Origin of the sequence: Roseomonas gilardii subsp. gilardii, assembly GCF_023078375.1 — a bacterium.
GTDB classification, from domain to species: domain Bacteria; phylum Pseudomonadota; class Alphaproteobacteria; order Acetobacterales; family Acetobacteraceae; genus Roseomonas; species Roseomonas gilardii.
The window spans coordinates 1,826,402-1,851,049 of record NZ_CP095554.1 but is presented as its reverse complement, the minus strand read 5'-3'; the positions used below and the strand labels follow the sequence as shown (position 1 = coordinate 1,851,049).

General features: G+C 71.5%; 16 protein-coding genes. 9 read left to right on the top strand and 7 right to left on the bottom strand.

All coding sequences use genetic code 11. From position 1 onward, the window contains the following. Positions 1-5 precede the first annotated feature (5 nt). On the bottom strand, positions 6-932 hold the full coding sequence (locus tag MVG78_RS08215; protein WP_247559860.1) for a hypothetical protein: 927 nt from the start codon (positions 930-932) through the stop codon (positions 6-8). Between the two features lie 142 nt (positions 933-1,074). Between MVG78_RS08215 and MVG78_RS08210 the strand changes: the two genes are divergently transcribed. Continuing rightward, a complete protein-coding gene (locus MVG78_RS08210) occupies positions 1,075-2,775 on the top strand; it encodes a peptide chain release factor 3 (RefSeq protein ID WP_247559858.1) in 1,701 nt (566 codons plus the stop codon). A 191-nt stretch (positions 2,776-2,966) separates the two neighbouring features. After that, positions 2,967-4,967: a carbohydrate-binding domain-containing protein gene (locus MVG78_RS08205; RefSeq protein WP_247559856.1), complete on the top strand. Its 2,001-nt coding sequence runs from the start codon at positions 2,967-2,969 to the stop codon at positions 4,965-4,967. Here MVG78_RS08205 and MVG78_RS08200 read toward each other — a convergent pair. From MVG78_RS08200 to MVG78_RS08190, 3 genes are all read right to left on the bottom strand, one after another. Next, positions 4,946-5,899, bottom strand: a complete 954-nt coding sequence (locus MVG78_RS08200; RefSeq protein WP_247559854.1) for a YihY/virulence factor BrkB family protein — start codon at positions 5,897-5,899, stop codon at positions 4,946-4,948. The two genes, MVG78_RS08205 and MVG78_RS08200, sit on opposite strands and share 22 nt — an antisense overlap. Positions 5,900-6,112: 213 nt before the next feature. Then, positions 6,113-6,352: a DUF2171 domain-containing protein gene (locus MVG78_RS08195; protein WP_247559852.1), complete on the bottom strand. Its 240-nt coding sequence runs from the start codon at positions 6,350-6,352 to the stop codon at positions 6,113-6,115. 31 nt (positions 6,353-6,383) lie between these two features. Then, positions 6,384-7,655: a multidrug effflux MFS transporter gene (locus MVG78_RS08190; RefSeq protein WP_247559850.1), complete on the bottom strand. Its 1,272-nt coding sequence runs from the start codon at positions 7,653-7,655 to the stop codon at positions 6,384-6,386. Between the two features lie 714 nt (positions 7,656-8,369). On the opposite strand from MVG78_RS08190, the gene MVG78_RS08185 reads away from it, so the two are divergent. The 4 genes from MVG78_RS08185 (at position 8,370) to MVG78_RS08165 (ending at position 15,139) form a co-directional block, all read left to right on the top strand. Next, positions 8,370-11,624, top strand: coding sequence for an Rne/Rng family ribonuclease (locus MVG78_RS08185; RefSeq protein WP_247559848.1), 3,255 nt, complete (start codon positions 8,370-8,372; stop codon positions 11,622-11,624). Beyond that, the gene (locus tag MVG78_RS21515; protein ID WP_282615062.1) at positions 11,621-12,667 is read left to right on the top strand and encodes a bifunctional GNAT family N-acetyltransferase/(deoxy)nucleoside triphosphate pyrophosphohydrolase; all 1,047 of its coding nucleotides are present in this window, start codon (positions 11,621-11,623) and stop codon (positions 12,665-12,667) included. The genes MVG78_RS08185 and MVG78_RS21515 overlap by 4 nt, the downstream gene beginning before the upstream one ends. A 424-nt stretch (positions 12,668-13,091) precedes the next feature. Next, a complete protein-coding gene (locus tag MVG78_RS08170; RefSeq protein WP_247559846.1) occupies positions 13,092-13,853 on the top strand; it encodes a competence/damage-inducible protein A in 762 nt (253 codons plus the stop codon). A 281-nt stretch (positions 13,854-14,134) separates the two neighbouring features. After that, positions 14,135-15,139 carry a tetratricopeptide repeat protein gene (locus tag MVG78_RS08165; protein WP_247559844.1) on the top strand — a complete coding sequence of 335 codons (1,005 nt, stop codon included), beginning with the start codon at positions 14,135-14,137 and terminating at the stop codon, positions 15,137-15,139. A 57-nt stretch (positions 15,140-15,196) separates the two neighbouring features. Here the strand turns inward: MVG78_RS08165 and MVG78_RS08160 are convergent, their stop codons facing one another. Together MVG78_RS08160 and MVG78_RS08155 are read right to left on the bottom strand one after the other, a co-directional pair. Then, complete coding sequence (locus MVG78_RS08160; RefSeq protein ID WP_247559842.1) at positions 15,197-16,162, bottom strand: M14 family metallopeptidase; 966 nt, start codon at positions 16,160-16,162, stop codon at positions 15,197-15,199. 186 nt (positions 16,163-16,348) lie between these two features. Further along, complete coding sequence (locus tag MVG78_RS08155; RefSeq protein WP_247559840.1) at positions 16,349-17,119, bottom strand: DsbA family protein; 771 nt, start codon at positions 17,117-17,119, stop codon at positions 16,349-16,351. A 505-nt stretch (positions 17,120-17,624) separates the two neighbouring features. On the opposite strand from MVG78_RS08155, the gene MVG78_RS08150 reads away from it, so the two are divergent. Next, on the top strand, positions 17,625-19,019 hold the full coding sequence (locus MVG78_RS08150; protein WP_247559838.1) for a gamma-glutamyltransferase: 1,395 nt from the start codon (positions 17,625-17,627) through the stop codon (positions 19,017-19,019). 5 nt (positions 19,020-19,024) lie between these two features. Beyond that, on the top strand, positions 19,025-20,224 hold the full coding sequence (locus MVG78_RS08145) for a pyridoxal phosphate-dependent aminotransferase (protein ID WP_247559836.1): 1,200 nt from the start codon (positions 19,025-19,027) through the stop codon (positions 20,222-20,224). 4 nt (positions 20,225-20,228) lie between these two features. Here the strand turns inward: MVG78_RS08145 and MVG78_RS08140 are convergent, their stop codons facing one another. Continuing rightward, positions 20,229-20,924, bottom strand: coding sequence for an MBL fold metallo-hydrolase (locus MVG78_RS08140; protein ID WP_247559834.1), 696 nt, complete (start codon positions 20,922-20,924; stop codon positions 20,229-20,231). Between the two features lie 417 nt (positions 20,925-21,341). Here MVG78_RS08140 and MVG78_RS08135 point away from each other — a divergent pair, with 417 nt between their 5' ends. Continuing rightward, positions 21,342-24,641 carry a maltotransferase domain-containing protein gene (locus tag MVG78_RS08135; RefSeq protein ID WP_247559832.1) on the top strand — a complete coding sequence of 1,100 codons (3,300 nt, stop codon included), beginning with the start codon at positions 21,342-21,344 and terminating at the stop codon, positions 24,639-24,641. Positions 24,642-24,648: the final 7 nt, after the last annotated feature.

The window sequence follows — 24,648 nt, the reverse complement described above, 5'->3', positions numbered from 1 at the left end:
GCGGCTCAGCCCTCCCCGCAACGTCCCGGCAGGGCGCGGAGCGATTTCTCCGCCTCCGCCCCGGCCGCCTCGCCCAGGGCGGTTCGCAGCCCCGCCAGGGCCGCCATGGCCCGCCCCGCCTCCCCGGGGCCGAGGGGCAAATCCAGCGTGAAGGACAGGTCGCCCGCCAGGAGCCGCCCATCCTCCCGCCCATACCAGAGCGAAAGCTCCAGCCGGGTCTTCCGCCCCGCGATCTCCAGATGCGGGGAGCGGATGGACAGTTCGGCGATGGCGGGACCGGGCCGCAGTTCCGCATCCCAGCCCCCCTGCCCGCCGCCCCCATCGGGCCACCCCTCCTCCAGATGCGCGATTCTGTCGCGCAATGCCCCCAGCCGAACCGGCACCGGCCCCGGAACGGTGACGGACAGGGCGTAATCACTCACCGGCACCAGCGCCTCTCCCTGCCGGGCCAGATGGAAATCATCCTGCCAGCCTTCCCGGCCCTCTTTCCTGGCACGCAGCGGCATTCCCGCGATGCGGAACAGGTCCGGACTGCGTGCCTTGAGCGTGACCTCCCCCTCCGCCCCCTCGCCCCGCAGCCGGAGCAGCAGGGAGGCCCGCCGGAGCCGGCAATCCGCCGTGTCGAAGAAGCGGACCGCCCGCCACCGCGGCGGGCCGAAGGACAGGCCCGCCAGCCCCCGCCCCTCGCCGCCCCGGGCCAGCAGGCCCCGCAGCCGCTCCACCAGCGCCGGCGCCCCGCTCATCGCCTGGGGGCCGAGCGCGGCGACATCCAGCCCCTGCTTGTACTCGCGGGACGTGAACGGGACCTCCAGGGACAGCGCCCGCCCTCCCGCGCCCGGCCAGGGCAGGCCCGCCAGCGCCAGGGCCAGCAGGGCCGCCCGCCGCCCCGGCATGAACCGGCGGCCCAGCCGCCACGCCCCGGCATGAACCATGCTCCGCCCTCCCCGTCCGTATCCCCTGACCGCCCCGCCGACAGCGCCGCGCTGGCACGCGGCCCCTGCCCTCCCCATCTTGCCTGCGGGCGCGCTAGAACCCTCGCCGAACCTCATGAACTCGCTGACAGGAAAGCTGCCGATGGACCAGCCCGTCCTTTCCCGGCCGTCTGGTCCGGAAACCCATGCCGCCACCGGAACCTCCACTGGGGCCTCCACCGGGGCCTCCGACACCGCCGTGGCGCGCGAGGCCGCGCCCAATGCCGTGGCGCGCGAGGCCGCGCGACGGCGCGCCTTCGCCATCATCGCCCACCCGGATGCCGGCAAGACCACCCTGACGGAGAAGCTGCTGCTGCGCGGCGGCGCCATCCAGCTCGCCGGCCAGGTCCGCGCCAAGGGCGACCGCCGCCGCACCCGCTCGGACTGGATGAAGATCGAGCAGGACCGCGGCATCTCCGTGGCCACCTCGGTCATGACCTTCGAGCGCGACGGCGTGGTCTTCAACCTGCTCGACACGCCGGGCCACGAGGACTTCTCCGAGGACACCTACCGCACCCTCACCGCCGTGGACGCAGCGGTGATGGTGATCGACGCCGCCAAGGGTATCGAGGCCCAGACCCGCAAGCTCTTCGAGGTCTGCCGCCTGCGCGACATCCCGATCATCACCTTCATCAACAAGATGGACCGGGAATCGAAGGACATCTTCGAGCTGCTGGACGAGATCGAGAAGACGCTGGCCCTCGATGTCGCCCCGGTCGCCTGGCCGGTCGGCGCCGGCCGCTCCTTCGTCGGCACCTATGACCTGCTCGACCCCGCCCTGCACCTGATGGCCGAGGGCTCCGGCCCGGTGAAGCTTTCCGGCCTGGACGACCCGAAGCTGGACACGCTGGTGAAGCCCGACCTGGCCCAGGAGCTCCGCGACGGCGCCGAACTGGCTGGCGCCTATCCGGATTTCGACCCGGCGCGCTTCCTGGAGGGCACGATGACGCCGGTCTATTTCGGCTCCGCCCTGCGCGACTTCGGCATCGGCCACCTGCTGGAAGGGCTGGCCCGCTTCGCTCCCCCGCCCCGCGACCGCGCCGCCGACAGCCGCACCGTGACGGCCTCCGAGCCCGAACTGACCGGCTTCGTCTTCAAGATCCAGGCGAACATGGACCCCAACCACCGGGACCGCGTCGCCTTCCTGCGCATCTGCTCCGGCCGGCTGCAGAAGGGCATGCGCCTGCGCCAGACCCGCACCGGCAAGCAGGTCCCCGTCAACGCCCCGCTCTTCTTCTTCGCCCAGGACCGGCAGGTGGCCGAGGAAGCCTGGCCCGGCGACGTGGTCGGCATCGCCAATCACGGCATCCTCCGAATCGGTGACACGCTGACCGAGAAGGAGGCCCTGAACTTCTCCGGCGTCCCCAGCTTCGCCCCCGAGATCCTGCGCCGGGTGATGATCGAGGACGCCATGGTCGGCAAGAAGCTCCGCACCGCGCTGGAGCAACTCGCCGAGGAAGGCGTGGTCCAGCTCTTCCGCCCCCTGGACGGCACCCCGCCCGTGGTGGGGGTGGTCGGTGCCCTGCAGCTCGACGTGCTGGCCGAGCGGCTGAAGGCTGAATACGGCGTCCCCAGCCGCTACGAGGGCACGCCCTGGAGCCTGATGCGCTGGGTGACCTCGGAGGACCCGGCGGCGGTGGAGCGCTTCAAGCGCACCATCCCGCACGACATCGCCGAGGATCACGACGGCGCGCTGGTGGCCTTCTTCAGCAGCGACTGGCGCCGCAACCGGGCGGCGGAGGACTTCCCCGAGCTGCGCTTTCACGAGGTCCGCGAGCAGCACAGCCTGGCCGCCAAACCCTGACGGAATCGCCCATTACGCGAGGGGATTGAATCTTCCTCGCGGAAAGGTTTGTTAATAATTAGGTTAAAAATCCTATAATTCCCCCCTCGCGACTGCGGAATGTTGCGATCAGTATCGCGGTTGTGATGTTGTTCTTGTTCACGTTCCTTGGCTGTGCCACCCGAATGGCATCTTAGTCGAGGGGTTGATCTGTGAGCACTCGTCCCATTGGTTCAACGGAGAGCTTTCTCGATTCGATCGGGGTCAATACCCATATCAATGACAGCAGTGGCGGCTACGGAAACATCAGCACGGTTATTTCCGAGCTCGACTATATCGGCGTCACGCATGTCCGCGATGGGCTGAACAGTTCTTTGTCCACTGACCTCTTCGAGGTCCTGGCCAACCACGATATTACCTTCTCGATGTTGACCAGTGGCAGCAACGGCACCAGCCTCAGCAGCCAGATCTCGGCCATCGCGAAGCTGGAAAGCCTTTACAACGCTATCGACTACGTCGAAGGTCCTAACGAAACGGACTACTTCCCTATCAGCTATAACGGCCTGTCCGGCTTCGCCGCGACCCGTGCCTTCCAGGCCGCCCTGTACACGGCGGTGCACAGCAACAGCACGCTGAGCGGCACGCCGGTCATCCAGACCAGCCTGGGCGACGGGGACTCCTACAGCCAGCTCGGCAACCTGTCCGGCTCCGCCGACTACTCGAACATCCACAGCTACTATTTCGGCTGGGGCTTCACCCGCAGCGTGGCCGACCAGGTCATGGAGCGGATCGAGCAGGCCCAGACCGTCTCCCCGGGCAAGGACACCATCGCCACCGAGGGCGGCTGGTCCACCGCCACCTATTCCAGCGATGGCTATGGCGTGAACGAGCGGACCCAGGCGATCCTGACCCTCAACATGCTGCTCGACCAGTACAAGGACGGGGTGGACCGCACCTATATCTATGAGCTGGTGAACTCCGGCACCTATTCCTCCACCGACCTGCAGACCGGCTTCGGCCTCTTCAACGCCGACGGCACGCCCAAGCAGGCCGCCACCGCCCTGCACAACCTGAACAGCATCCTGTCCGACCCGGCGGCGGAGACGGTGGGCGTCTCCCTGACCAATCTCGGCTACACCCTCCAGGGCATGCCGACCGAGGGCCAGGACATGCTGCTGCAGAAGAGCTCCGGCAACTACGACCTCGTCCTGTGGAACGAGCCGACCATCTGGAACACGTCCACCCACAGCGCCTATTCCATCGCCAGCCAGACGGTCACCATCACCTTCGACAGCGCCCAGTCCGGCACGATCTACGACCCGCTGCTGGGCAGCACGGCGATCGCCAGCTTCTCCAACACCAAGAGCGTCCAGGTCTCCCTCTCCGACCACCCGCTGGTGGTCGAGGTCGGCACCGCCGCGACCGCCACGGTGGCCGAGGAGAGCACCACCGCCGCGACGAACAAGATCGTCCTGCATGTCTCCGAGGACGCCTACCAGGGCGATGCCCAGTTCATCGTCCGCGTGGACGACAAGGTGGTGAGCGACGTCCTGACCGCCACGGCCTCCCACGCCGCCGGCCAGACCCAGGACATCACCGTGACCGGCGATTTCGGCAGCGGCACGCACAAGGTCTCGGTCACCTATCTGAACGACCTCAACGGCAGCGGCGGCGACCGGAACCTCTACCTGAACGGGATCACGGTGGACGGCACCCTGTATTCCAGCGCCAAGGCCAACATGACCTACAACTACACGGCCGATTTCAACCTGAACTTCAGCGCCTCCAGCACCAGCTCGTCCAGCACTGCCTCCTCCGGCACCAGCTCGACGGCCAGCTCCTCCAGCAGCAATGTCAGCACCTCCATCGCCGGCAACACCGACACGATCACGCTGCGGGTGTCCGAGGACGCCTACAAGGGCGATGCGCAGATGGTGGTGAAGGTCGATGGGCAGCAGGTGGGCGACGCCGCCTATACCGTGACCGCTTCCCATGCCAAAGGCCAGACGCAGGACATCACCCTCACCGGGGACTTCACTTCCGGAACCCACAAGGTCGAGATCGCCTTCATCAACGACCTCTACGAGGGCAGCGCCAGCGCCGACCGCAACCTCTACCTGCAGGGGATCGAGGTGAACGGCACCTTCCATGCCGAGGCGGCGACCGCCATCACCTGGAACCACTCGGTCAGCTACGACCTCGCCTTCGCCTGAGGCGCACCGGGGTGTGCCAGGGGGCGGGCCGGGAAGATCCCGGCCCCCTCCGCGGGATGGGCGGCGACCGAAGCCTCGTCGGCCATCCCCTTCCGCCGGATACGGCTGCTGCCATAATGGCGGGCATAGCACTTCACGCATTCCGCGCCGAACAGGAAGATCAGCGTGGAATAGTACATCCAGAGCAGCATCACGAAGAGCGTCCCCGCCGCCCCATAGGTGGAGGCGACGCTGGCCTGGCTCAGATAGAGGCTGATCCCGAAGCGGCCGAACAGCAGCAGCACGGCCGTCACCACCGCCCCCACCATCACCTCCCGCCAGCTCAGCCACCGGTTCGGCAGAACCCGGTACAGGACGCCGATGGCCAGGCTCAGGAGCAGGAAGGAAACGGCGGTGTTCACCAGTTGCAGCAGGATCTGCGTCCAGGGCAGCAGGTTCACATAGACCCGCAGCGCGGCCACCACCGCATTGGCCAGCAACAGCACGATCAGCAGGAAGCCGACGCTGATCACCAGCCCGACTCCCAGCAGCCGGGTGCGCACCAGGGCCCAGACCGTGGAACGGGGCGGCGGCACGTCCAGGATGGCGTTCAGCGAGGCCTCGACGGCGCTGAAGAGCCCGCTGGCGGTGACCAGGATGCCGACGATGCTGATCAGCGTGGCGGTCAGGCCGGAGCCGAAATGGCTGGCGCTGCGCAGGAGGGACAGCACGAAATCCGTTGCCTGCGGCCCCACGATGTCGTTCAGCTGCACCTCGACGGCCTTCTGGGCAGCCTCGGCGCCGAAGACATAGCCGGCGATCGCCACGGCGATCACCAGGATGGGGGCCACGGAGAAGATAGCGTAATAGGCGATGGCCGCGCCCCGTGTCATCGCGTCATCCTCGAAGAAGAGGAAGACGCTCTCCTTGATCACCCGCCACAAACGCCGCAATCCGCTTTCCCCTGTCCGTCACGAGCCTCACTCTTGGCCGCAAAGCCCATGGCCGGAAAGTCACATCAGCGTCGGAATCTGTGACAGATCCGCCATGGCCGACACCGGAACATCCCCCGGCCGGCCATGACATGCCAGCCGGGGACACCCACCCAGGTTCAGGACATCGGATTCAGGACATCAGACGGGCGGGACAACGGGGAGCAGGCCCGCTCAGGCGTCCTCGGTTTCCCAGAAATCCTCCACCAGTTCCGCCTTGAAGGAGGCGCGGGCCTTGCCGCCATCCACGTCCTCGATCAGGCCGAGCGGCAGGTAATGGTGCTTCCCGCCCGAGCCGCGGTCGGTCTTGGTGAGCTTGATACGGTCACCGATGACGTGATCGACCGTGCCGATATGGCCCCCATCCGCGCCGATGATCTCCATGTGCTCCTTGATCGCGCTCGCATCCGCCATGGCCCGTGCTCCTTTTGCTGAAGGCACCGGCTTAACGCGCCTCCGCCCCCCGGGATGCGGCGGCCCGTCGCGAACGCCCGGCGATCCAGAACCCGAACTGGCCGATGGCGCAGCCGCCCACCAGGACCAGCCCCGCGCCCACCGCCGGGTCGCCGCCGATGGCGACCAGGGCGGAACACAGCGCACCCCAAGCCATCTGCGCGCAGCCATAGAGCCCGGCCGCCGAGCCGATCACGGTCGGGTTCACGCTGATGGCCCGGGTCAGCGCCATGGGGCTGGCCATGCCGCTGCCGAAGGTGAAGAGCACCAGCGGCGGCATGATCAGCGCGACGCTCATATGCCCCGACAGCACCACGCCGAGGAACAGGCAGGCGCCGAGCAGCCCCGCCAGGCTGGAGCCGAGCATCACCCGGTCGATCCCCGAATGCCGCACCAGCCGGCTGGCGACCAGGCTGCCCGCCGAGAGGCCCAGCACCATGACGGCGAGGTAGAGCCCCACCTCCTGCACCGGCCGGTGCAGCTCGTTCACGAAGATGAAGGGCGAGGCCGAGATGAACCCGTACATGCTGGTGGTGGTGCAGGCCCCGCCCAGGGTGAAGCCCAGGAAGGCGGGCGAGCGCAGCAGGCGCAGATAGTCGCGCATCACATGGCCCGCCCGGATGCCGGCCCGCATCTGCCCCGTCTCCGGCAGGCGCCGCCAGCACAGCAGCAGCAGCCCCAGCCCCACCGCCGCCAGCAGGCCGAAGATCGCCCGCCAGTCGAACAGCGCCACCAGCGCCCCGCCCACGGCCGGCGCCAGCCCCGGCCCGGCGGAGACCATCAGGTTCAGCAGCGCCAGCCGCGAGGCCGCGGTCTGCGGCTCCGCCGTGTCGCGCACCATGGCCCGCCCCAGGGCGAGTCCGGCGCAGCCGCCCAGCGCCTGGAAGAAACGGGCCACGGACAGGCTGCCGATGCCTGGGGCGAAGAGCGCCACCAGCCCTGCGAAGGTATAGAGCATCAGCCCCGAGATCAGCACCGGCCGCCGCCCGAAGCGGTCGGCGAGCGGGCCATAGAAGAGCTGCCCGCAGGCCAGCCCGATCAGGTAGAAGGTGATCGCCCCCTGCATGGCCCCGGCTGTGACCCCGAGGCTGCGGGCCGCGCTCGGCAGGGCCGGCACGAAGATGTGCATGGCCAGCGTGCCGGAGAAGGTGACAAGGGCCAGCAGCCAGAGCGGGGGATGGGGTCTTGGGATCGCCTCGTCCGGCTCCAGCACGGCGGAGGACGACGCGGGGCGGCTGTCCGTCCCCTTCGTCAAGGTTACCATGCCTTTGAGCATGTCCCCGCCGCCCCCGGCTGTCACCCCGGCCCGGCCGCCCTTTTCCGCGCCATGCCGCATGCCTGCCCTCCGGCCCTGCCGCACCCGGCGCCACAGCCTGCCCGCCCCCAACGCAACGAACGGCGCAACGAACCGGGCCTCGCCTTGCCGATGTCCAGGGATGTCCCGGAAATGCAGCCTTGTGGTGGACTCCAGCCCTGCCTATGGTGGCTTGCCCCGGCGGCAAGTCGCCGGTGGGGGGACGATGCGCCTCGGCCGGCCTGGATGGATCGGCCCTGACGCGACGATCCGTGCGCCCGGACTGGCGCCGGTGGCTGGCAGACCGTGCCCGCCACGACAGGCGGCCGTTCCTCCGGGAGAGCGCGGGTTCCCGATCCCCCGGCCGGTGCGTCCCTCGGCGCGCATGGGCGCTCTTTGCCAGGCAACCCTGGAATCCTGCCAGCCCTCCGCGCGCCTGCCACCGGCCCGCTTGCGCCGCGATCCCGCGATGCGCGCGGGGCCTGCGCGCGGTGCGCCCAACCATCGGGCCGGCCCTTTCCCGGGCTGCGCCCTGCGAGAGTGAGGACGGGACCGGCATGGCCGCGACGACGCGCCTATCGCGAATCGCCACGATGCCCTGCGCCGGCTTCCGCTCCGCATCCCACAACCGAGCCGACGCCGCCGCCCTCAGAGGCAGGCGGCTGTCGCGGAGCACACGCTTCCATGACCAAGCGCATGCTGATCGACGCCTCCCACCCGGAAGAGACCCGGCTGGTGGTGATGGATGGCAACCGGATCGAGGACTTCGACGTCGAGGCGGCTGACCGCCTCCCCCTCAAGGGCAACATCTACCTGGCGAAGGTGGTCCGCGTGGAGCCGAGCCTCCAGGCGGCCTTCGTCGAGTATGGCGGCAACCGCCACGGCTTCCTGGCCTTCAGCGAGATCCACCCCGACTACTACCAGATCCCTGTCGCCGACCGGCAGCGCCTGCTGGAGATGCAGGCGATGGAGGCCGAGGAGGAGGATGAGGACGAGGCGGAACTCGACACCGCCGCCGAACGTCCGGCCCCCGAGGATGACCGCGACCTGCGCCGCCGCGATGCACGGGAAGGCCGTTCCGGCTCCCGCTCCGGCCGGCAGCGTTCCGGCAGCCCGGCCTCCCCGGAACCGGCCGGCACGGAGACAGCCGCACCGGAGGAGCAGGCCGGCGCCGCCCTGACGCCAGCCGCCGACGTCGTGGATTCCGGCCCGCACCAGGTCTTCGGCGAAGCCATCCCCGAGGCGCCGCGCGAAGCGGGGGAGGAAACCGCCCCCCTCCCCGCCGCCGCTCCTTCCCAGACCGCCCCCGCCCAGACCGCCCCCGCCCAGACCGCCCCCGCCCAGACCGCCCCCGCCCAGGCCACCACGGAGGCCGCGCCCTCCGAATCCACCGCTCATGAGCCGGCGCAGGCGGCGCCCGGGCCCGATGGGGAGCAGGGAGAAGCACGGGCGGAAGACGCGCCGGAAGGCACGGACGACACCACCCGCCCCGGCCGGGCCCAGCCCATGTCCATGCATGTGGACCAGGTCTCCGAGGGCGATCCGGTGCGCGAGGCGGGCGATGCCCTGGTGCTCGACGACGCGCCTGAGATCCCCCCCGAGACCCTGGGCGGCGATGCCGAGGGCAATGGCGAGGAGGAGCGCGGCCGCGAGCGCCGCATCCCGCCCCGCTTCCTGCGCCACTACAAGATCCAGGAGGTGATCCGCCGCCGGCAGATCATGCTGGTGCAGGTCGTGAAGGAGGAGCGCGGCAACAAGGGCGCGGCGCTGACCACCTACATCTCCCTCGCCGGCCGCTTCTCCGTGCTGATGCCGAACTCGCCGCGCGGCGGCGGCGTGTCGCGCAAGATCACCCAGGTCGCCGACCGCAAGCGCCTGCGCGAGGCGGTGGAGGAGATGAACCTGCCCAAGGGCATGAGCATCATCGTCCGCACCGCCGGCGCCCAGCGCCCCAAGCCGGAGATCCGGCGCGACGGCGAATACCTGCTGCGCCTCTGGGACGACATCCGCGAGCGGACGATGCATTCCACTGCCCCGGCCCTGATCTACGAGGAGGCGGACCTCATCAAGCGGTCGCTGCGCGACAGCTACGGCCGCGACATCGACGATGTGGAGGTCGAGGGCGAGGCCGCCTGGAAGCAGGCCCGCGACTTCATGCGCATGATCATGCCGCAGCATGAGCGGCGCGTGCGCCTCTACCGCGACCCGGTGGTGCCGCTCTTCGTCAAGGCGGGGGTGGAGCAGCAGCTCGACGCCATGATGTCGCCGGTGGTCCAGCTCCGCTCCGGCGGCTACATCGTCATCAACCAGACCGAGGCGCTGGTCGCCATCGACGTGAACTCCGGCCGCAACACCCGCGACCGGCACATCGAGGACACGGCGCTGCGCACCAACATGGAGGCGGCGGAGGAGATCGCCCGCCAGCTCCGCCTGCGCGACCTCGCCGGCCTCATCGTCATCGACTTCATCGACATGGAGTCGAGCAAGCACGACGCCCAGGTCGAGCGCCGCCTCAAGGAATCGCTGCGCACCGACCGCGCCCGCATCCAGGTCGGCCGCATCAGCCATTTCGGCCTGCTGGAGATGAGCCGGCAGCGGCTGCGCCCCAGCCTGACCGAGCACGCCTTCATGACCTGCCCGCACTGCCAGGGCCGGGGCATCGTGCGCTCGCTGGAAAGCAGCGCGCTGCACGTCCTGCGCGGGATCGAGGAAGAAGGCGCCAAGCGCCGCGCCTCCGAGATCCTGGTCCATGCGGCCGAGCCGGTGGCCATGCACATCCTGAACAACAAGCGCGAATGGCTCGCCAATATCGAGGCGCGCTTCAACATGCATGTCATGCTGGCGGGCGAGCATGAGATGTCCGAGGCCCAGTTCCGCATCGAGCGGCTGAAGGCCCAGACCATGCCGGCGCCGCAGCCGGCGAACCACGCCCCCGCCCTGCGCATGGACTACGCGCCCGAGCCGGTGGCCGAGGAGCCGGAGGAGACCGAGGAGCTGGAAGCCGAGGCCGTCACGGCCGAGGAGGACAGGCCCGAGGGCAAGGCGGAGGAGAAGGGCGAGAACGGCCGCCGCCGCCGCCGCCGCCGCCGTGGCGGCCGCCGCGAGGGCGGCGATCGTCCGGATGCCGAGGCCGAGGGCGAAGGCGAGGCCGGGGATGAGGCGATCCCGGCGGACGAGGCCGGCCCGCCCGACCAGCCTTCCGGCGAGGCCCAGCCCGCCGCCGACACCGCCGGAGCGGAAGCCGCCGGGCCGGACGGGGAGAAGTCCCCGGAGGCCCAGCCGGACGAGCGTGGCGAGGAGAGCCGTAGCCGCCGCCGTGGCCGTCGGGGCGGGCGGCGCCGCCAGGAGGAAGGCGCCGATCAGACGGAGGAGCAGTCCTCCGAACCCGCGCCGCGCCGTGGCGAGCGTTCCGCCAGCCGCTACACCGGGCCGACCCCGGCCGACCCCTTCGGCGGGGCCTATGACCCGGTGATGGATGCCCTGGCCGCCGCCGAGGCCGCCGCCGAGGCCGCTGCCCGCCGCCTGACCACCGGTGAACTGCCGCCGCTGGCCGTGTCGATCACCACCGGGCCGCCGCCGGAAGCCCCGGCCGTGCTGAGCGGTGAGGATGTGGCCCCACAGGCCCTCGAGGCACCGGCTGTGGCCGGCGTGGAGGAGACCGTGGTCATCGCCAACCTGTCGGAAGCCGTCGTGGAGGCCCCTGCCCCTGAAGCGGCGGCCTCCGAAGCCCCGGCCTCCGAGGTGGCCATCCCCGAGGCAGAGGCGCCTGCGGCAACCACCCCCGAAACCCCGGCCACCGAACCGGCCGGGGCGGAGCCGGACACCACAGGCGCCATGCCGGACACGGCCGGGCCCGTCGTGGGAGAGCCGGTGAAGCCCGTGGTCCTCGACGGAACCTCACCGTCCCAGGCGCGCCGCGCGGGATGGTGGCGGCGTTGACCGAGCGTTCGGCCGCGGTGGCGGAGGAGGATGCGTCCCTCTTCCCGCCGCTGCGGACGGAAAGGCTGCTGCTGCGGCCCCTGCGTCCGACGGATGCGGCCGACCTGCATCGCCTGGTGAACGACTGGGAGGTGGCGCGCATGCTGGCGCGCGTCCCCTTCCCCTATCCGCGCGAACTGGCGGATGACTGGATCGGCTCCACCCGCTCGCAGATCGCGGCCGGAAAGGCATGGCACCTCGCCATCGTGGAGGAAGCCCAGGGGCGCGAGCAGCTCGTCGGCTGCGTCGCGCTGACCCGCCCCGATGCCGCCGCCCCTCGCACCGCCGCCCTCGGCTACTGGGTCGGGCGGCGCTACTGGGGGCGGGGCATCGCCAACGAAGCCGCGGGGCGCCTCGCCCGCTGGGCCCTGGCCAACCTGGAGCTCGACACGCTGCAGGCCAGCGCGCTGGTGGAGAACGAACGCTCCGCCGCCGTGCTGCGGCGGATCGGCTTCGTCGAGACGGGCACCGGGGAGCAGGAATTCTCCGCCCGCAACGCCCGCCTGCCCGTCCGCCTCTTCCGCGCCGGCCGGGCGGAACTCTCGACGCCGGCCGAACCCGCCCCTGCCCCGGTCCTGGCGGAACAGCCCGTCCCGCCCGGCGGCTCGCGCCTGCTGCTGGTCTCCGCCTGTGCGCTGATCGACGCGGACGGGCGGGTACTGCTGGCCCGGCGCCCGGAAGGCAAGGCCCTGGCCGGGCTCTGGGAGTTCCCTGGCGGCAAGGTGGACCCCGGCGAAACGCCGGAGGCGGCGCTGATCCGCGAGTTGCGGGAGGAGCTGGGCATCGATGTCGCGGAAACCTGCCTCGCCCCCTTCGCCTTCGCCAGCCACGCCTATGACGGCTTCCACCTGCTGATGCCGCTCTATCTGTGCCGCCGCTGGGAGGGAACGCCGGAATCCCGCGAGGGCCAGGCCCTGGCCTGGGTGCGCCCGCAGAAACTGGCCGACTACCCCATGCCCCCGGCGGACAAGCCACTGGTCGCGCTGCTCCGCGACTTCCTCTGACCCCGGCCTGCGCCCGTCCGCCGTTCCGCGTCCCGAGGGAAAAGGCCCCGCCCTCCTCATCCCCCAGGAAACTGGTCAAAACTATACGCCTGATCCTGGACCTTCCGTTCATTGGCTCTCCGGTGGCTGCGGGCGCCACCGGTTGGACGGAGCATTGTTTTTCTGGGCCGCCCCGCTGAGCCACCTGCTCCCCGGGACAGCCCGCAGGCCGGCGGCCACCACTGGCACCCACGAAAGCCCGGGGTCCGGGGACCGGCTTCGCTCCCACCCCCAAGGTCATGGGCGAAGTGGGGGGCCTGCGGGAGAGGCAGAGCCTCTCCCCGGGGGCCAGCCACCCGCGCAACGTCCCCTGGCATGGCACTTTCCCTCCGCGCGGAAGCTGGCACTCTGGCGTCCCCCGAACCGCCGGCCGGAGTGCCCCGCCTTGTCCGCCAACCCCACCGCCTGCCTCCTGATCATCGGCAACGAGGTGCTCTCGGGCCGCACCCGGGACGCCAACCTGCAATTCCTCGCCACGCGGCTGGGAGAGATCGGCATCCCGCTGCGCGAGGCGCGGGTGATCCCCGATGTGCCGGAGGTCATCGTGGAGACAGTGAACGCGGTCCGCCCGCGCTTCGACCATGTCTTCACCACCGGCGGCATCGGGCCGACCCATGACGACATCACCGCCGAATGCATCGCCCGCGCCTTCGGCGTGCCGTGGGAAAAGCATCCGGAAGCCATGGCGCTGCTCACCGCCCACTACGAGAAGCAGGGCACCGAGTTCAACGCGGCCCGGCAGCGCATGGCGACCATCCCGCGCGGTGCCACCTTGATCCCCAACCCGGTCTCCGTGGCCCCGGGCTTCACCATCGGCAACGTGCATGTGATGGCCGGCGTGCCCCGGATCATGCAGGCGATGTTCGAGGCCCTGGCGCCCGGCCTGACCGGCGGCCGCCCGGTCCTTTCGCGCAGCGTGCATGCGGACGGGCTCTACGAGGGGCAGATCGCGGAGGGGCTGGGCGCCATCCAGGCGCGCCATCCCACGCTGGATATCGGCTCCTACCCCTATTACCGCCCGGACCGGAGCGGCGTTGCCCTGGTGGCCAAGGGGCTGGAGGAGACAGAGATCGTGGCAGCGGCGGCGGAAATGGCGGCGCTGATCCGGGAGGTCGGGAAGCTGCCTGTCGAGGGAGAGCCGGGCTGAGGGACGGCCGACGAGTGCCTTGTTTTCAGGCGAAGATTAACAACCCATAAGAGTACTTCTTGTGTTTCGGCGACTTCACGTTGCATATGCTCAGCCACCACCACCACACTGGCCCCTGCGCGTGTGGAACCCACGAGGAGCGGCCCCTGGCTGACACGGGAACCCGCCGGCCCATCCGGAACCGGGGCACCGGCCGGAACCGGCCTCTCCCGCGGGATGCGCGACGGGGCCGGAGCCTGTCCCCCAGGGCGGGCATGGCTTCCAGAAGGGGATAAGCCGCGATGCAAGAAGCCGTCCTGCAGCACACCGCCGGAACCACGGGCGCCACCGGCCTGGAGCCCGCACACGACCCGCAGGCCCTGCGCCGCCAGAGCCAGGAGGCCCTGGTGGCGGGCCGGCTGGAGGAAGCGCGGCAGTATGCGGAGCAGGCCCGCGCGGCCGCCCCCGCGCATGACCTGAACACGGCGCTACACCTCGCCGCCGTGATGCACCGGCAGCAGGAGCTGGAGGCCGCCGAGGCGATCTTCCGCTCCCTTCTGCCACATCATCCGAAGCATCCGGCCCCCGCCCAGCGCCTCAGCGGCCTGCTGATGCAACAGGGCCGGGTCGAGGAAGCCTATCGCCTGGCCCGCCAGGCCCGCGACCTTGCCCCGCAGGATCTGGGCGCCGCCCTGAACCTCGCCCGCGCCGCCACCCAGGCGGACGACCCGGGCGAGGCCGAGCAGGTGCTGGAGGAGATCCTCGTCCGCGACCCGGGCAACCGGGCGGCCCTGCACCAGCTCACGGACCTCGCGCTGCGCCAGTCCCGCCGGTCCGAGGCGCGGCAATGGGCGGAGCGCGCCGTGGCGGCCGCACCGGAGGATGTCGGCTCGCTCCTGAAGCTCGCCCAGGTCCTGCAGGCGCAGAACGACCTGGAGGGGGCGAAGCAGCGCGTCGAGGCGGCCCTGGCCCTGGCGCCGGAGGACCTGAACGTCCTGCGCCGGCTCTGCGACCTCGCGATCCGCCGGAGCGACCTGCCCGCCGCCCGTGGCTACATGGAGCGCGTCCTGCAACAGGCTCCGCAGGACACCAACGCCCATCTGCGGCTGGTGGAGATCCTGCTGCGGAGCCGGGATTTCGCCGCCGCGCAGAAGGCGGTGACGCGGATGCAGGCGACCTTCGCGCCCGAGACCCTCGCCCCGCCCGCTCCCACCCCCAACCCCACCCCCACTCTGGCCCCTGCTCCGGCTCCTGCCGCGCCGCAGCAGGCCCGGCACCAGAACCAGAAGAAGAAGCGCCGCCGCTGAGGCAAGCGGACGGTCCGGAAGGGCGTCCCCATCGCGGGGCGCCCTTCGCCGTTCAGCTCAGCACCGCGCCGCGAGCCTGACGGCGGTATGCCCCAGCAGCACCCGGGGGCTGGGCATCACCAGCAGGCAGTCGTCATGGGGGGTGCGGATCTCCTCTTCCCCATCCAGGGCGATCAGCGTGTTCCGGCGCGGGATGATCGTGCCACCGCGGAAATCCCCGGTGAAGGCGAAGCCGTGCCGCCGCGCCGTCACCGTGCGGGTCACGCGCCAGAGCCCGGCGGCCGGCGCCGCCCCGGATGAGGCCATCCCGGATGAGGCCATCCCGGGCGGGCCCGGCTCCATCAGGCCGAGACGGCGCAGCAGGGCGCGGCCGCAGCGGTCGAGCAGTTCCGGCGTCTCCGGCTCCCAGTGCGCGCCGCCCTCCACCAGCAGCCCGCAGGCACCGGAGGCCGGGTCGTGGAACCGGGGATAGTCGATCAGCCGCAACCCGTCCGCATGCCCGTCATCGGCCACCACGACCGGCGGCGTGCCCAGCGACAGCGCCAGTTCCTGCGCCCGGACGGAACGCCCGACCAGCAGCAGCGGGTCGGAGGGCCAGAGCATCGAATGCAGGTCGAGCAGCACGTCGGCGCCCTCCACCAGCGGGCGCAGCTCCCGCGCCCTGGCGAGTTCCAGCGAGGATCGCGGGCCATCCAGCACATGCGGTGCCCAGAGCCGGTTCAGGTCCTCCTCCACGAAGCGCGACATGGTGGGGTCGTCCGGATCGAAGCGGGCAAAGGCAGCGAGGTTGGCGAAGACCAGGCTGAGCCGCCCGGCCCAGGGCCGCAGCCCCTGCCGCAGCCAGTCCGCCAGCACGATGGCCCCGGCGATCTCGTTGCCATGGATCAGGGCGGTGACCACCACATGCGGCCCCGGCCGCGCCGCCTGGAAGGACCAGACCCCCGGCAGCAGGTTGCCCGCCTGGAACGGGGCGAGGTCCGGCACCGGCAGCCGCACCGGAAAACGCGGGAGCTGGCTTCTCATGCCGCCTCGCGGAAGAAGGCGGCTTCTTCCGCGAGGCGGCATGGGCCTTTCCTGGCATGCGGCCGCCCCGCCGGCACCGCGCGCGATACGGGGCCGTGATGGGAGCCATGACAAAGGCCCCCGTCATGGCCCGGTATCGGCCCGGTCCGCATCCTCCTCTCCCCCGCCCTTCCCTTGATCCTTCCCTCAGCCCCGCCCGCGCGCCTGCGTCACAAGGCGCTGCAGCGTCGCCAGATCCACCGCCCCCGGCACCAGCGTGTCGCCGATCACCAGTGCCGGCGTGCCCTCGATCGACAGGGCCTGGGCCAGCCGCACATTCTGTTGCAGCCGCGCCTCGATGGCCGGGTCGTCCATGTCACGGCGCAGCCTTGCCCAGTCGAGGCCCAGCTTCTGCGCCTCCGCCTGCAGCACCGCCTCGGTCGGCTCGGCGCGCAACTGCATCAGCCGGTCATAGAGCGGCACGAACCTGTCCTGCCGCTGCGCCGCCAGCAGGGCGCGGGAGGCGAGCACGCTGTTCGGTCCCAGGATCGGGATCGCCTTCATCACCACGCGCAGCTTGCCGTCCTTCGACAGCAGCTCCTGCATGGTCGGCGCCAGCGCCTTGCAATAGCCGCAGCGGGGATCGAAGAACTCCACCACCGTCACATCGCCGGCCGGGTTGCCCTTCACCGGATCGGCCGGATCGCGCAGCAGCACCTCGGCATGGGTCTGGATGGCATCGCGGCGGCCGCGCTCCTGCTCGGCCTGCTGCGACTGCTGCATGGCCGCCACGGCGTCGCGCAGGATGGTCGGGTCGGTGCGCAGGGCCTCGCGCAGGATGCGCACGATCTCCTCGCGCTGCGCCGAGCTGAAGGACGCCTCCTGCGCCCGCGCGCTTCCTATCGCGAAGGGCGGCAGGGGCGCGGCGGCAAGGCCGGAGAAGGCCAGGAGCAGGCCGGCGGCGATCCGTGTCCGCATGAATCATGTCCTTCCGAGACGCGCGTCGCGCGGTTGCGATCCGGGCAGGTGCCATTCCCGGGGCCTGCGAGGCAAGCCGGCCCGTCACGCAGCCCCATGGGCTTCGCCGAGCATCGTCCGGGGAATCGCGGGCCACGGCAAGCACACGCAGGCGCCACATGTCGCTTTCGCAACGGGATCTGCCCGGTTGCCGCTGGCTGGGAAGGCGTTTAAGGCGCCATTCGTGTTCCAGGGGCAGGGCAGCCTCCCAAGGGCACCGGGGCCATGCCGGCATCGTCCGGCAGGCCATCCGGAGGAGGCCCCCGGCCGGGGGCCTTCGCCACTGCCACAGTCGAGCCGGCGTGCCGAACCGGTCAGGGAGATTGGACAGCAGCATGGTCAGGGCGGTGCAGAACGAGGCCCAGAACGGGGCCGCTACGGGCCGGGCCAGGGGCGACGAAGCCCGGGGAATCGGGGCACGGGCCTCCTCTCCCGCCGCCTCCCCCTCCGGGCGCTGTGCCTGGGCTTGGCCGCCAGCCTGGCCCTGTCCGGCTGCTCGACCATCGACCGCGTCAGCCAGAGCCTGGGCCTGACCGGCGGGGCGCAGCCCGGACAGCCGGGCTATGTCACCGGCTTCCTTGGCGGCGCGGCGGCGGATGACCCGCGCGCGGTGCTGGTGGCGCGCGACGTCCTGTCCCGTGGCGGCTCGGCCGCCGACGCGGCCACGGCGGCGGCGCTGGTGATGACCGTCACACTGCCCTCCCGCGCCGGTCTCGGCGGCGGCGGGGCCTGCCTGTCCTTCGACCCGCGCCGGGGCACCACCGACGCCATCACCTTCCCCGCCGAGGCGCCGAGCCACTCCAGCCCGGGCGCGGACCGGCCGGCGGCGGTGCCGCTGATGGCACGCGGCCTCTATGCGCTGCAGGCCCGCGCCGGGCGCCGCCCCTTCGAGGAGCTGGTGGCCCCGGCCGAGACGCTGGCCCGCTTCGGCGCCCAGGTGTCCCGCCCGCTGGCTGCGGATTTCGCCACGGTGGGCGCCCCGCTGCTCGCCGACCCGCGCGCCGGGGCGGTGTTCGGCGGCGTCACCGCCGAGGGCTCGCAACTCGTGCAGCCGGAACTGGCCAATACCCTGTCCCGCCTCCGCACCACCGGCGTCGGGGACCTGTATCTGGGCGCCATGGCGCGGCAGCTTGCCGAGGGCTCCGGCCCCGCCGGCGGCGGCCTCCGGGTGGAGGACCTGCGCGACGCCATCCCGCGCCTGCAACAGCCGCTCACCGTCCGGGCCGGCAACGACCTCGCCGCCTTCGCCCCCCTCGCCAGCACCGGCGGCGTGGCGGCGGCCGTCACCTTCCAGGCCCTGCGCAACGGCGAATCGCCCGCGACGGCACAGGCGCGCGGCCTCGCCGCCGCCAGCGCGGCGCGTGGCGGCGCCGACCCCGCCGCGCTGCTGGCCAACCCGCCGCCCCCGGCCGGGAACGCGCCGCCCCTGCCCGCCTCCTCCTCGCTCGTGGTCCTGGACCGGGACGGCGGCGCGGTCAGTTGCAACTTCACCATGAACAACCTCTTCGGCACCGGCCGCATGGTGCCGGGCATGGGCTTCCTGCTCGCCGCCGCGCCAAGGCCGGGCGGGATCACGCCGCCCCTGCTCTCGCCGGTGCTGATCAGCAACGTCAACATCAAGGCCTTCCGCTATGCCGGCGCCGGCTCGGGGCAGGACAGCGCGCCCCTGGCCGCCGCCCTCCCGGCGGCGCAGGCCCTCGCCCGGCGCGGCAGCCTGGCCGAGGCCCTGGCGGCGGTGCCCGAGCCCGGGCGCGGCGCCGCGGTGGGCTGCCCCGACTACCTGCCCGGCAATGTCGCCACCTGCCAGGCGGCGGTGGACCAGCACGGTGGCGGACTGGCCCTCATGGGCCGGGGGAACTGACCCGGATGGCGGAAGGGCATCCCGCGCCGGGCCCCGGCCTCAAGGTGGGACGCGGCGCCGAGGCGCCGCCCTTCCTGGTGATGGACGTGATCGCGGCGGCCAATGCCCGGGCCGCCGCGCTGCCCCCGGGCGCCCCGGGGGTGATCCGCATGGAGGTCGGCCAGCCCGGCACCGGCGCCCCGCGCGGCGCGGCCGAGGCGGCGGCGAAGGCCCTGCTGGCCGGTGAGCCGATGGGCTACACGGAAGCCTTCGGCCTCCGCCCCCTGCGCGAAGGCATTGCGCTCCGCTACGCCCGCCATTACGGCCAGCCCGTGCCGGTGGACCGCATCGCCGTCACGGTCGGCGCCTCCGGCGCCTTCCCGCTGGCCTTCCTCGCCGCCTTCGACCCGGGCGACACGGTGGCCATGGCGGCGCCCTACTACCCGCCCTATGCCAATATCCTCACGGCGCTGGGGATGCGCCCGCTCACCCTGCCCTGCGACGCCACGACGCGCTTCCAGCCCACCGTGGCGATGCTGGAGAAGCTGGACCCGCTCCCCGCCGGCCTGATCGTCGCCTCGCCCTGCAACCCCGCCGGCACGATGCTCGCCCCCATGGAGCTTGCCACCATCGCCCGCTGGTGCCACGCCAACGGCGTGCGGCTGATCTCGGACGAGATCTACCACGGCCTCAGCTACGGCGTGGAGGAAGCCACGGCGGCGGCCTTCAGCCCCAGCGCCGTGGTGGTGAACAGCTTCAGCAAGTACTTCTCCATGACCGGCTGGCGCATCGGCTGGATGGTGCTGCCGGAGGATCTGGTCCGCCCGGTGGAATGCCTGGCGCAGAACATGTTCATCTCCGCTCCGCACGTGGCACAGATCGCCGCCCGGGCCGCGCTGGACTGCGCGGAGGAGCTGGAGGCCAAGCGCGCCACCTATGCCCGCAGCCGCGACATCCTGCTGCGCGCCCTGCCCGGCCTCGGCTTCGACCGCATCGCCCAGGCGGACGGCGCCTTCTACCTCTGGTGCGACATCGGCCACCTGACCAACGACAGCGTGGCCTTCTGCGCCCGGATGCTGGCGGAGGCCGGCATCGCCGCCACGCCGGGCGTGGATTTCGACCCCGACCGGGGCCACCGCTTCCTGCGCCTGTCCTATTGCGGACCGGAGGCCGACATGGCGGAGGCCCCCGCGCGACTGGCCCGCTGGCTCGGGCGCAGCGGCTGATCCCTCAGGCCGCGCGCGTCGCCATCTCCGGCAGGAACGGGTCCGCCACCGGGTCATGCGTGCAGGTGACCTGGACCTCGTCCGCATGCGCGCGCAACAGCGCCCGCAGCGCCGCCTGCGTCGCCGCGGCGGTGCGCCCGCTCTGCTGCATCATCGTCTCGTAGGCCAGGGCGAAGGGCGGGCAGCGCGGCGCGGCCCGCAATTCGCGCAGGTTGAAGACCGCATCGCCCGCATGCAGCAGCCAGCCCGCCCCGGTGCGGATCGCGACGCCGCAATGCCCCGCCGTATGCCCCGGTAGCGGCACCAGCACGAAGCCCGGCGGCAACCCCTCGCGCAGCGCCGCGAAGCCGAACCAGTTCTGGCCGAGCCGGTCATGCTCCCGCATGTCCCGCCGCAGCTGTTCGGGCCGGTAGCGCATCGGCCCCATCAGGCCCCGCTGCGCGCGGGCATCCCGCGCCTCCCGCCCCGACACATGCACCGTCGCCCAGGGAAAATCCGTCAGGCCGCCCGCATGGTCGTAGTCGAGATGCGTCATCACGATATGCCGCACATCCTTCGGGTCGAAGCCCAGGGTCCGGACCTGCACGATCGCCGTATCCTCCGGCGCGACGCGGACCCGCGTGGCATGGCGGGCGGCGGGGGGCAGGCGCGCTTCTGCGTCGAAGACATCCCCCATGCCGAAGCCGGTATCGACCAGCACCAACCCGTCCTCGGACTCCGCAAGGAGGCACCGGCAGGTGAGGCGCGACGGTCCCAGACCGGGCGTCAACCCATCCCATAACCCGCCCCCGAAGGGACGCATGCAGCCGCAATGGAGGGTGTGGATGCGCATGTCCGGATGAACGCCGCCCCCGCCGGACCGTTGCCCGAACGGGCACGGATATGGATGCCCGAACGGGCACGGATATGGATGCCCGAATGGGCATGGATATGAAGGTCAACCGATCCGCTCACCTCGCGTTGCACTCCCATCGGGGCATCCGGGGGGCATCACGACCAGTTGCGAGCCAGCTCGCTTGGCCGGCCTCCCGGGGGCTGCGATGACCGTTTTCTCTCGCCAAGCCGGCCGCCGGAGCTCACCGCTCCGGGGACCGGCGAACGGAACGCGCCCAGGACCATGAACAGCCACGAGACCTCCTCCGAGACCTCGCATGACGTCGCCCTGGCCGGCCGCTCCATGCCGCCGCTCTACTATCTCCACCCCCTGATGCTCGGCCCCCTGCGCGACTGGGGGTCGGAACTGGCCCGCATCGCCGGGCTGGGCTTCGGTGGCGTCGTGATCCCGCCGGTCTTCGCCACGGGTGCCTCCGGCAACCTGTTTCACGTGGCCGACCACGACCGGCCGCACCCGCTGCTGGAGGCCGGGGAGGACGGCACCGAAGCCCTGTCCCGCATCGCCACCGCCTGCCGCGCCGAGGGGCTGGCGCTGTTCATGGACCTCGTCCCCGAACGGGTGGCGGAGGACGGCACCCTGCGCGCGCAGCATCCGGACTGGTTCGCCGATCCGGCCGGGCAACGCCCCGATCCACGCACCGATCCCGCCCTGCGCGGCACTGTCCGCGGCAATCTGCGGAACGAGGGCCTGTCCGGCTGGTGGGCGGACCGGCTGCGCCACTGGAGCCAGGCCGGCGTGGCGGGCTTCCGCTGCGAGGACCCTGGGGATATCCCGCCCGAGACCTGGCGGCGCCTGATCGCTGCTTCTCCCAACAGCCGCTTCATCGCCTGGACGACCGGCCTGCCGCGCGAGGCCCTGCCCCGGCTGGCGGGACTGGGCTTCGCCGCCACCGCCAGTTCGGCCGCCTGGTGGGACTACCGCTCCCCCTGGCTCTTCGAGGAGCGCGACGCCCTCGCCGCCATCGCCCCGCCCCTGGCCTTTCCGGAAGCCCCTTTCGGAACCCGCCTGGGCACGGAGCAGCACGACCCCGCCCTGCGCACCCGGATCGCCCGCCGCGCCCTGGCCTTCGCCGCCGGCTTCGGCGATGGGCTCCTCGTGCCCATGGGCTTCGAGTTCGGCGCCCGCACGCCGCTCGACCCGGCCCATGCGCGCCCCGGGGACTGGAGCTGGCTCCGCGACAACGCCCCCTATGACCTGTCCGCCCCCATCCGCGAGGCGACGGCCCTGGCCCGCGGCCTCGCGCCCATGGCCGGTGGCGAGACCCGCTCCGTCAGTGCGCCGGGCGCCCCGGTGGCGGCGGTCCTGCGCCTGAGCGGCCGCGATGCCCGGACGGCACAGGCCGCCGCGCTGATCCTGGCCAATCCGGATGCGCAGAACGGCCGGGAGCTGATGCCCGAGTCCGTGCTGCCGGAACTGGGTGGCCTGCTGGGCGGCTTCTCCGTGCCCGGCGGCCCCTCGGCCCAGGCGCTGGTGCCCGGCACGCCGCTGCGGCTGGAGCCCGGCGCGGTGCTCGCCGCCACAGCGAAGCGCGGCCGGCCCATCCTGCGCGACGCCGCCGACCTGCCCGCCGAGGACGCGGTGGAAAGCCCCCGCATCGCCATCGAGGCCATCACCCCGACCGTGGATGGCGGGCGCTTCCCGGCGAAGCGCATCGTGGGCGAGGCGGTTCCGGTGGAGGCGGACATCTTCACCGACGGCCATGGCAAGCTGAGTGCCGCCCTGCTCTGGCGCGCCGCCGACGAGACGGACTGGCACGAGGTGCCCATGGCGCTGCTCAGCAACGACCGCTGGGCGGCCACCTTCCCGCTGGAACGGCTGGGCCGCCATGTCTTCATGTTGGAAGCCTGGATCGACGTCTTCGCCGCCTTCCGCGACGAGCTGAGCAAGAAGCACGCGGCCGGCGTGCCGGTGCATCTGGAGCTGGAGGAAGGCCGCCGCCTGGTCGCCGCCGCCGCCGACCACGCCGGCTCCGACACGCCCGGCCTCGCCGCCCTCGCTGCCCGCCTCCTGGACGCGGCGGATGCGGAGCGCCTCACCCTGCTGCTCGCCCCCGATACGGCGGCGATGATGGCCAGCGCCGACGACCGCCCGCACCGCCTCCGCTCCGCGCCGATCCCGGTGGAGGCCGAGCGCACCGCCGCCCGCTTCGCGAGCTGGTACGAGATCTTCCCCCGCTCGCAGAGCGGCGACCCGCATCGTCATGGCACCTTCGACGACGTGATCGGCCAGCTCCCGCGCATCCGCGCCATGGGCTTCGACGTGCTCTATTTCCCGCCCATCCATCCGATCGGCAGGAAGAACCGCAAGGGCCGCAACAACACCCTCACCCCCGGCCCCGACGATCCCGGCAGCCCCTATGCCATCGGCTCCGAGGAAGGCGGCCACGAGGCGCTGCATCCGGAACTCGGCACGCTGGAGGATTTCGAGCGGCTGCGCCAGGCCGCCGCCGGCCACGGGCTGGAACTGGCCATGGACTTCGCCATCCAGTGTTCCCCCGACCATCCCTGGCTGCGCGAGCATCCGGAATGGTTCGACTGGCGCCCAGACGGCACCATCAAATATGCCGAGAACCCCCCCAAGAAGTACGAGGACATCGTCAACGTCGATTTCTACGCCGCCGGCGCCATGCCCTCGCTCTGGGTCGCACTGCGGGATTCGGTGCTCTTCTGGGCGGAGCGCGGCATCCGCACCTTCCGCGTGGACAACCCGCACACCAAGCCCCTGCCCTTCTGGGAATGGATGATCGCGGAGGTGAAGGCCCGCTTCCCCGACACGATCTTCCTGTCCGAGGCCTTCACCCGCCCCAAGGTGATGTACCGGCTGGCGAAGGTGGGCTACTCGCAGAGCTACACCTACTTCACCTGGCGCAATACCAAGGCCGAGATGCAGGAATACCTGACGGAGCTGACGACGACGGCGCCGAAGGAATTCTTCCGGCCGCACTTCTTCGTCAACACGCCCGACATCAACCCGAAATTCCTCCAGACCGGCGGCCGCCCCGGCCACCTGATCCGCGCCGCCCTCGCCGCTACCCTGTCCGGCCTCTGGGGCGTCTACAACGGCTTCGAGCTCTGCGAGGCGACGCCGCTGGCCCCGGGCAAGGAGGAATACCTGGACAGCGAGAAGTACGAGATCCGCGCCTGGGACCACAACCGCCCCGGCAATATCGTCGCGGAGGTCACGCGGCTGAACGCGATCCGGCGGGAGAACCCGGCGCTGCACAGCCATCTGGGCGTCACCTTCTACAACGCCTTCAACGACAACATCCTCTATTTCGGCAAGGCGACGCCGGACCGCTCGAACTGCCTCCTGGTCGCGGTGAGCATGGACCCCTTCAACGCGCAGGAGGCGAATTTCGAGGTGCCTCTCTGGGAATGGGGCCTGCCCGACCACGCCTCGATCGAGGCCGAGGACCTGATGCGCGGCCACCGCTTCACCTTCACCGGCAAGACGCAGCACCTGCGCCTCGACCCCGCCGACCTGCCCTTCGCCATCTGGCGCCTGAACCCTGTCGGGACCTGACGAATCG

Coding starts and splice junctions, on each gene's coding strand:
- MVG78_RS08155 (WP_247559840.1), bottom strand. CDS start 17,119: ATGCGGACACGGATCGCCGCCGGCCTGCTCCTGGCCTTCTCCGGCCTT.
- MVG78_RS08195 (WP_247559852.1), bottom strand. CDS start 6,352: ATGGCGGATGCGAGCGCGATCAAGGAGCACATGGAGATCATCGGCGCG.
- MVG78_RS08165 (WP_247559844.1), top strand. CDS start 14,135: ATGCAAGAAGCCGTCCTGCAGCACACCGCCGGAACCACGGGCGCCACC.
- MVG78_RS08160 (WP_247559842.1), bottom strand. CDS start 16,162: ATGAGAAGCCAGCTCCCGCGTTTTCCGGTGCGGCTGCCGGTGCCGGAC.
- MVG78_RS08215 (WP_247559860.1), bottom strand. CDS start 932: ATGGTTCATGCCGGGGCGTGGCGGCTGGGCCGCCGGTTCATGCCGGGG.
- MVG78_RS08185 (WP_247559848.1), top strand. CDS start 8,370: ATGACCAAGCGCATGCTGATCGACGCCTCCCACCCGGAAGAGACCCGG.
- MVG78_RS08145 (WP_247559836.1), top strand. CDS start 19,025: ATGGCGGAAGGGCATCCCGCGCCGGGCCCCGGCCTCAAGGTGGGACGC.
- MVG78_RS08210 (WP_247559858.1), top strand. CDS start 1,075: ATGGACCAGCCCGTCCTTTCCCGGCCGTCTGGTCCGGAAACCCATGCC.
- MVG78_RS08190 (WP_247559850.1), bottom strand. CDS start 7,655: ATGGTAACCTTGACGAAGGGGACGGACAGCCGCCCCGCGTCGTCCTCC.
- MVG78_RS08135 (WP_247559832.1), top strand. CDS start 21,342: ATGAACAGCCACGAGACCTCCTCCGAGACCTCGCATGACGTCGCCCTG.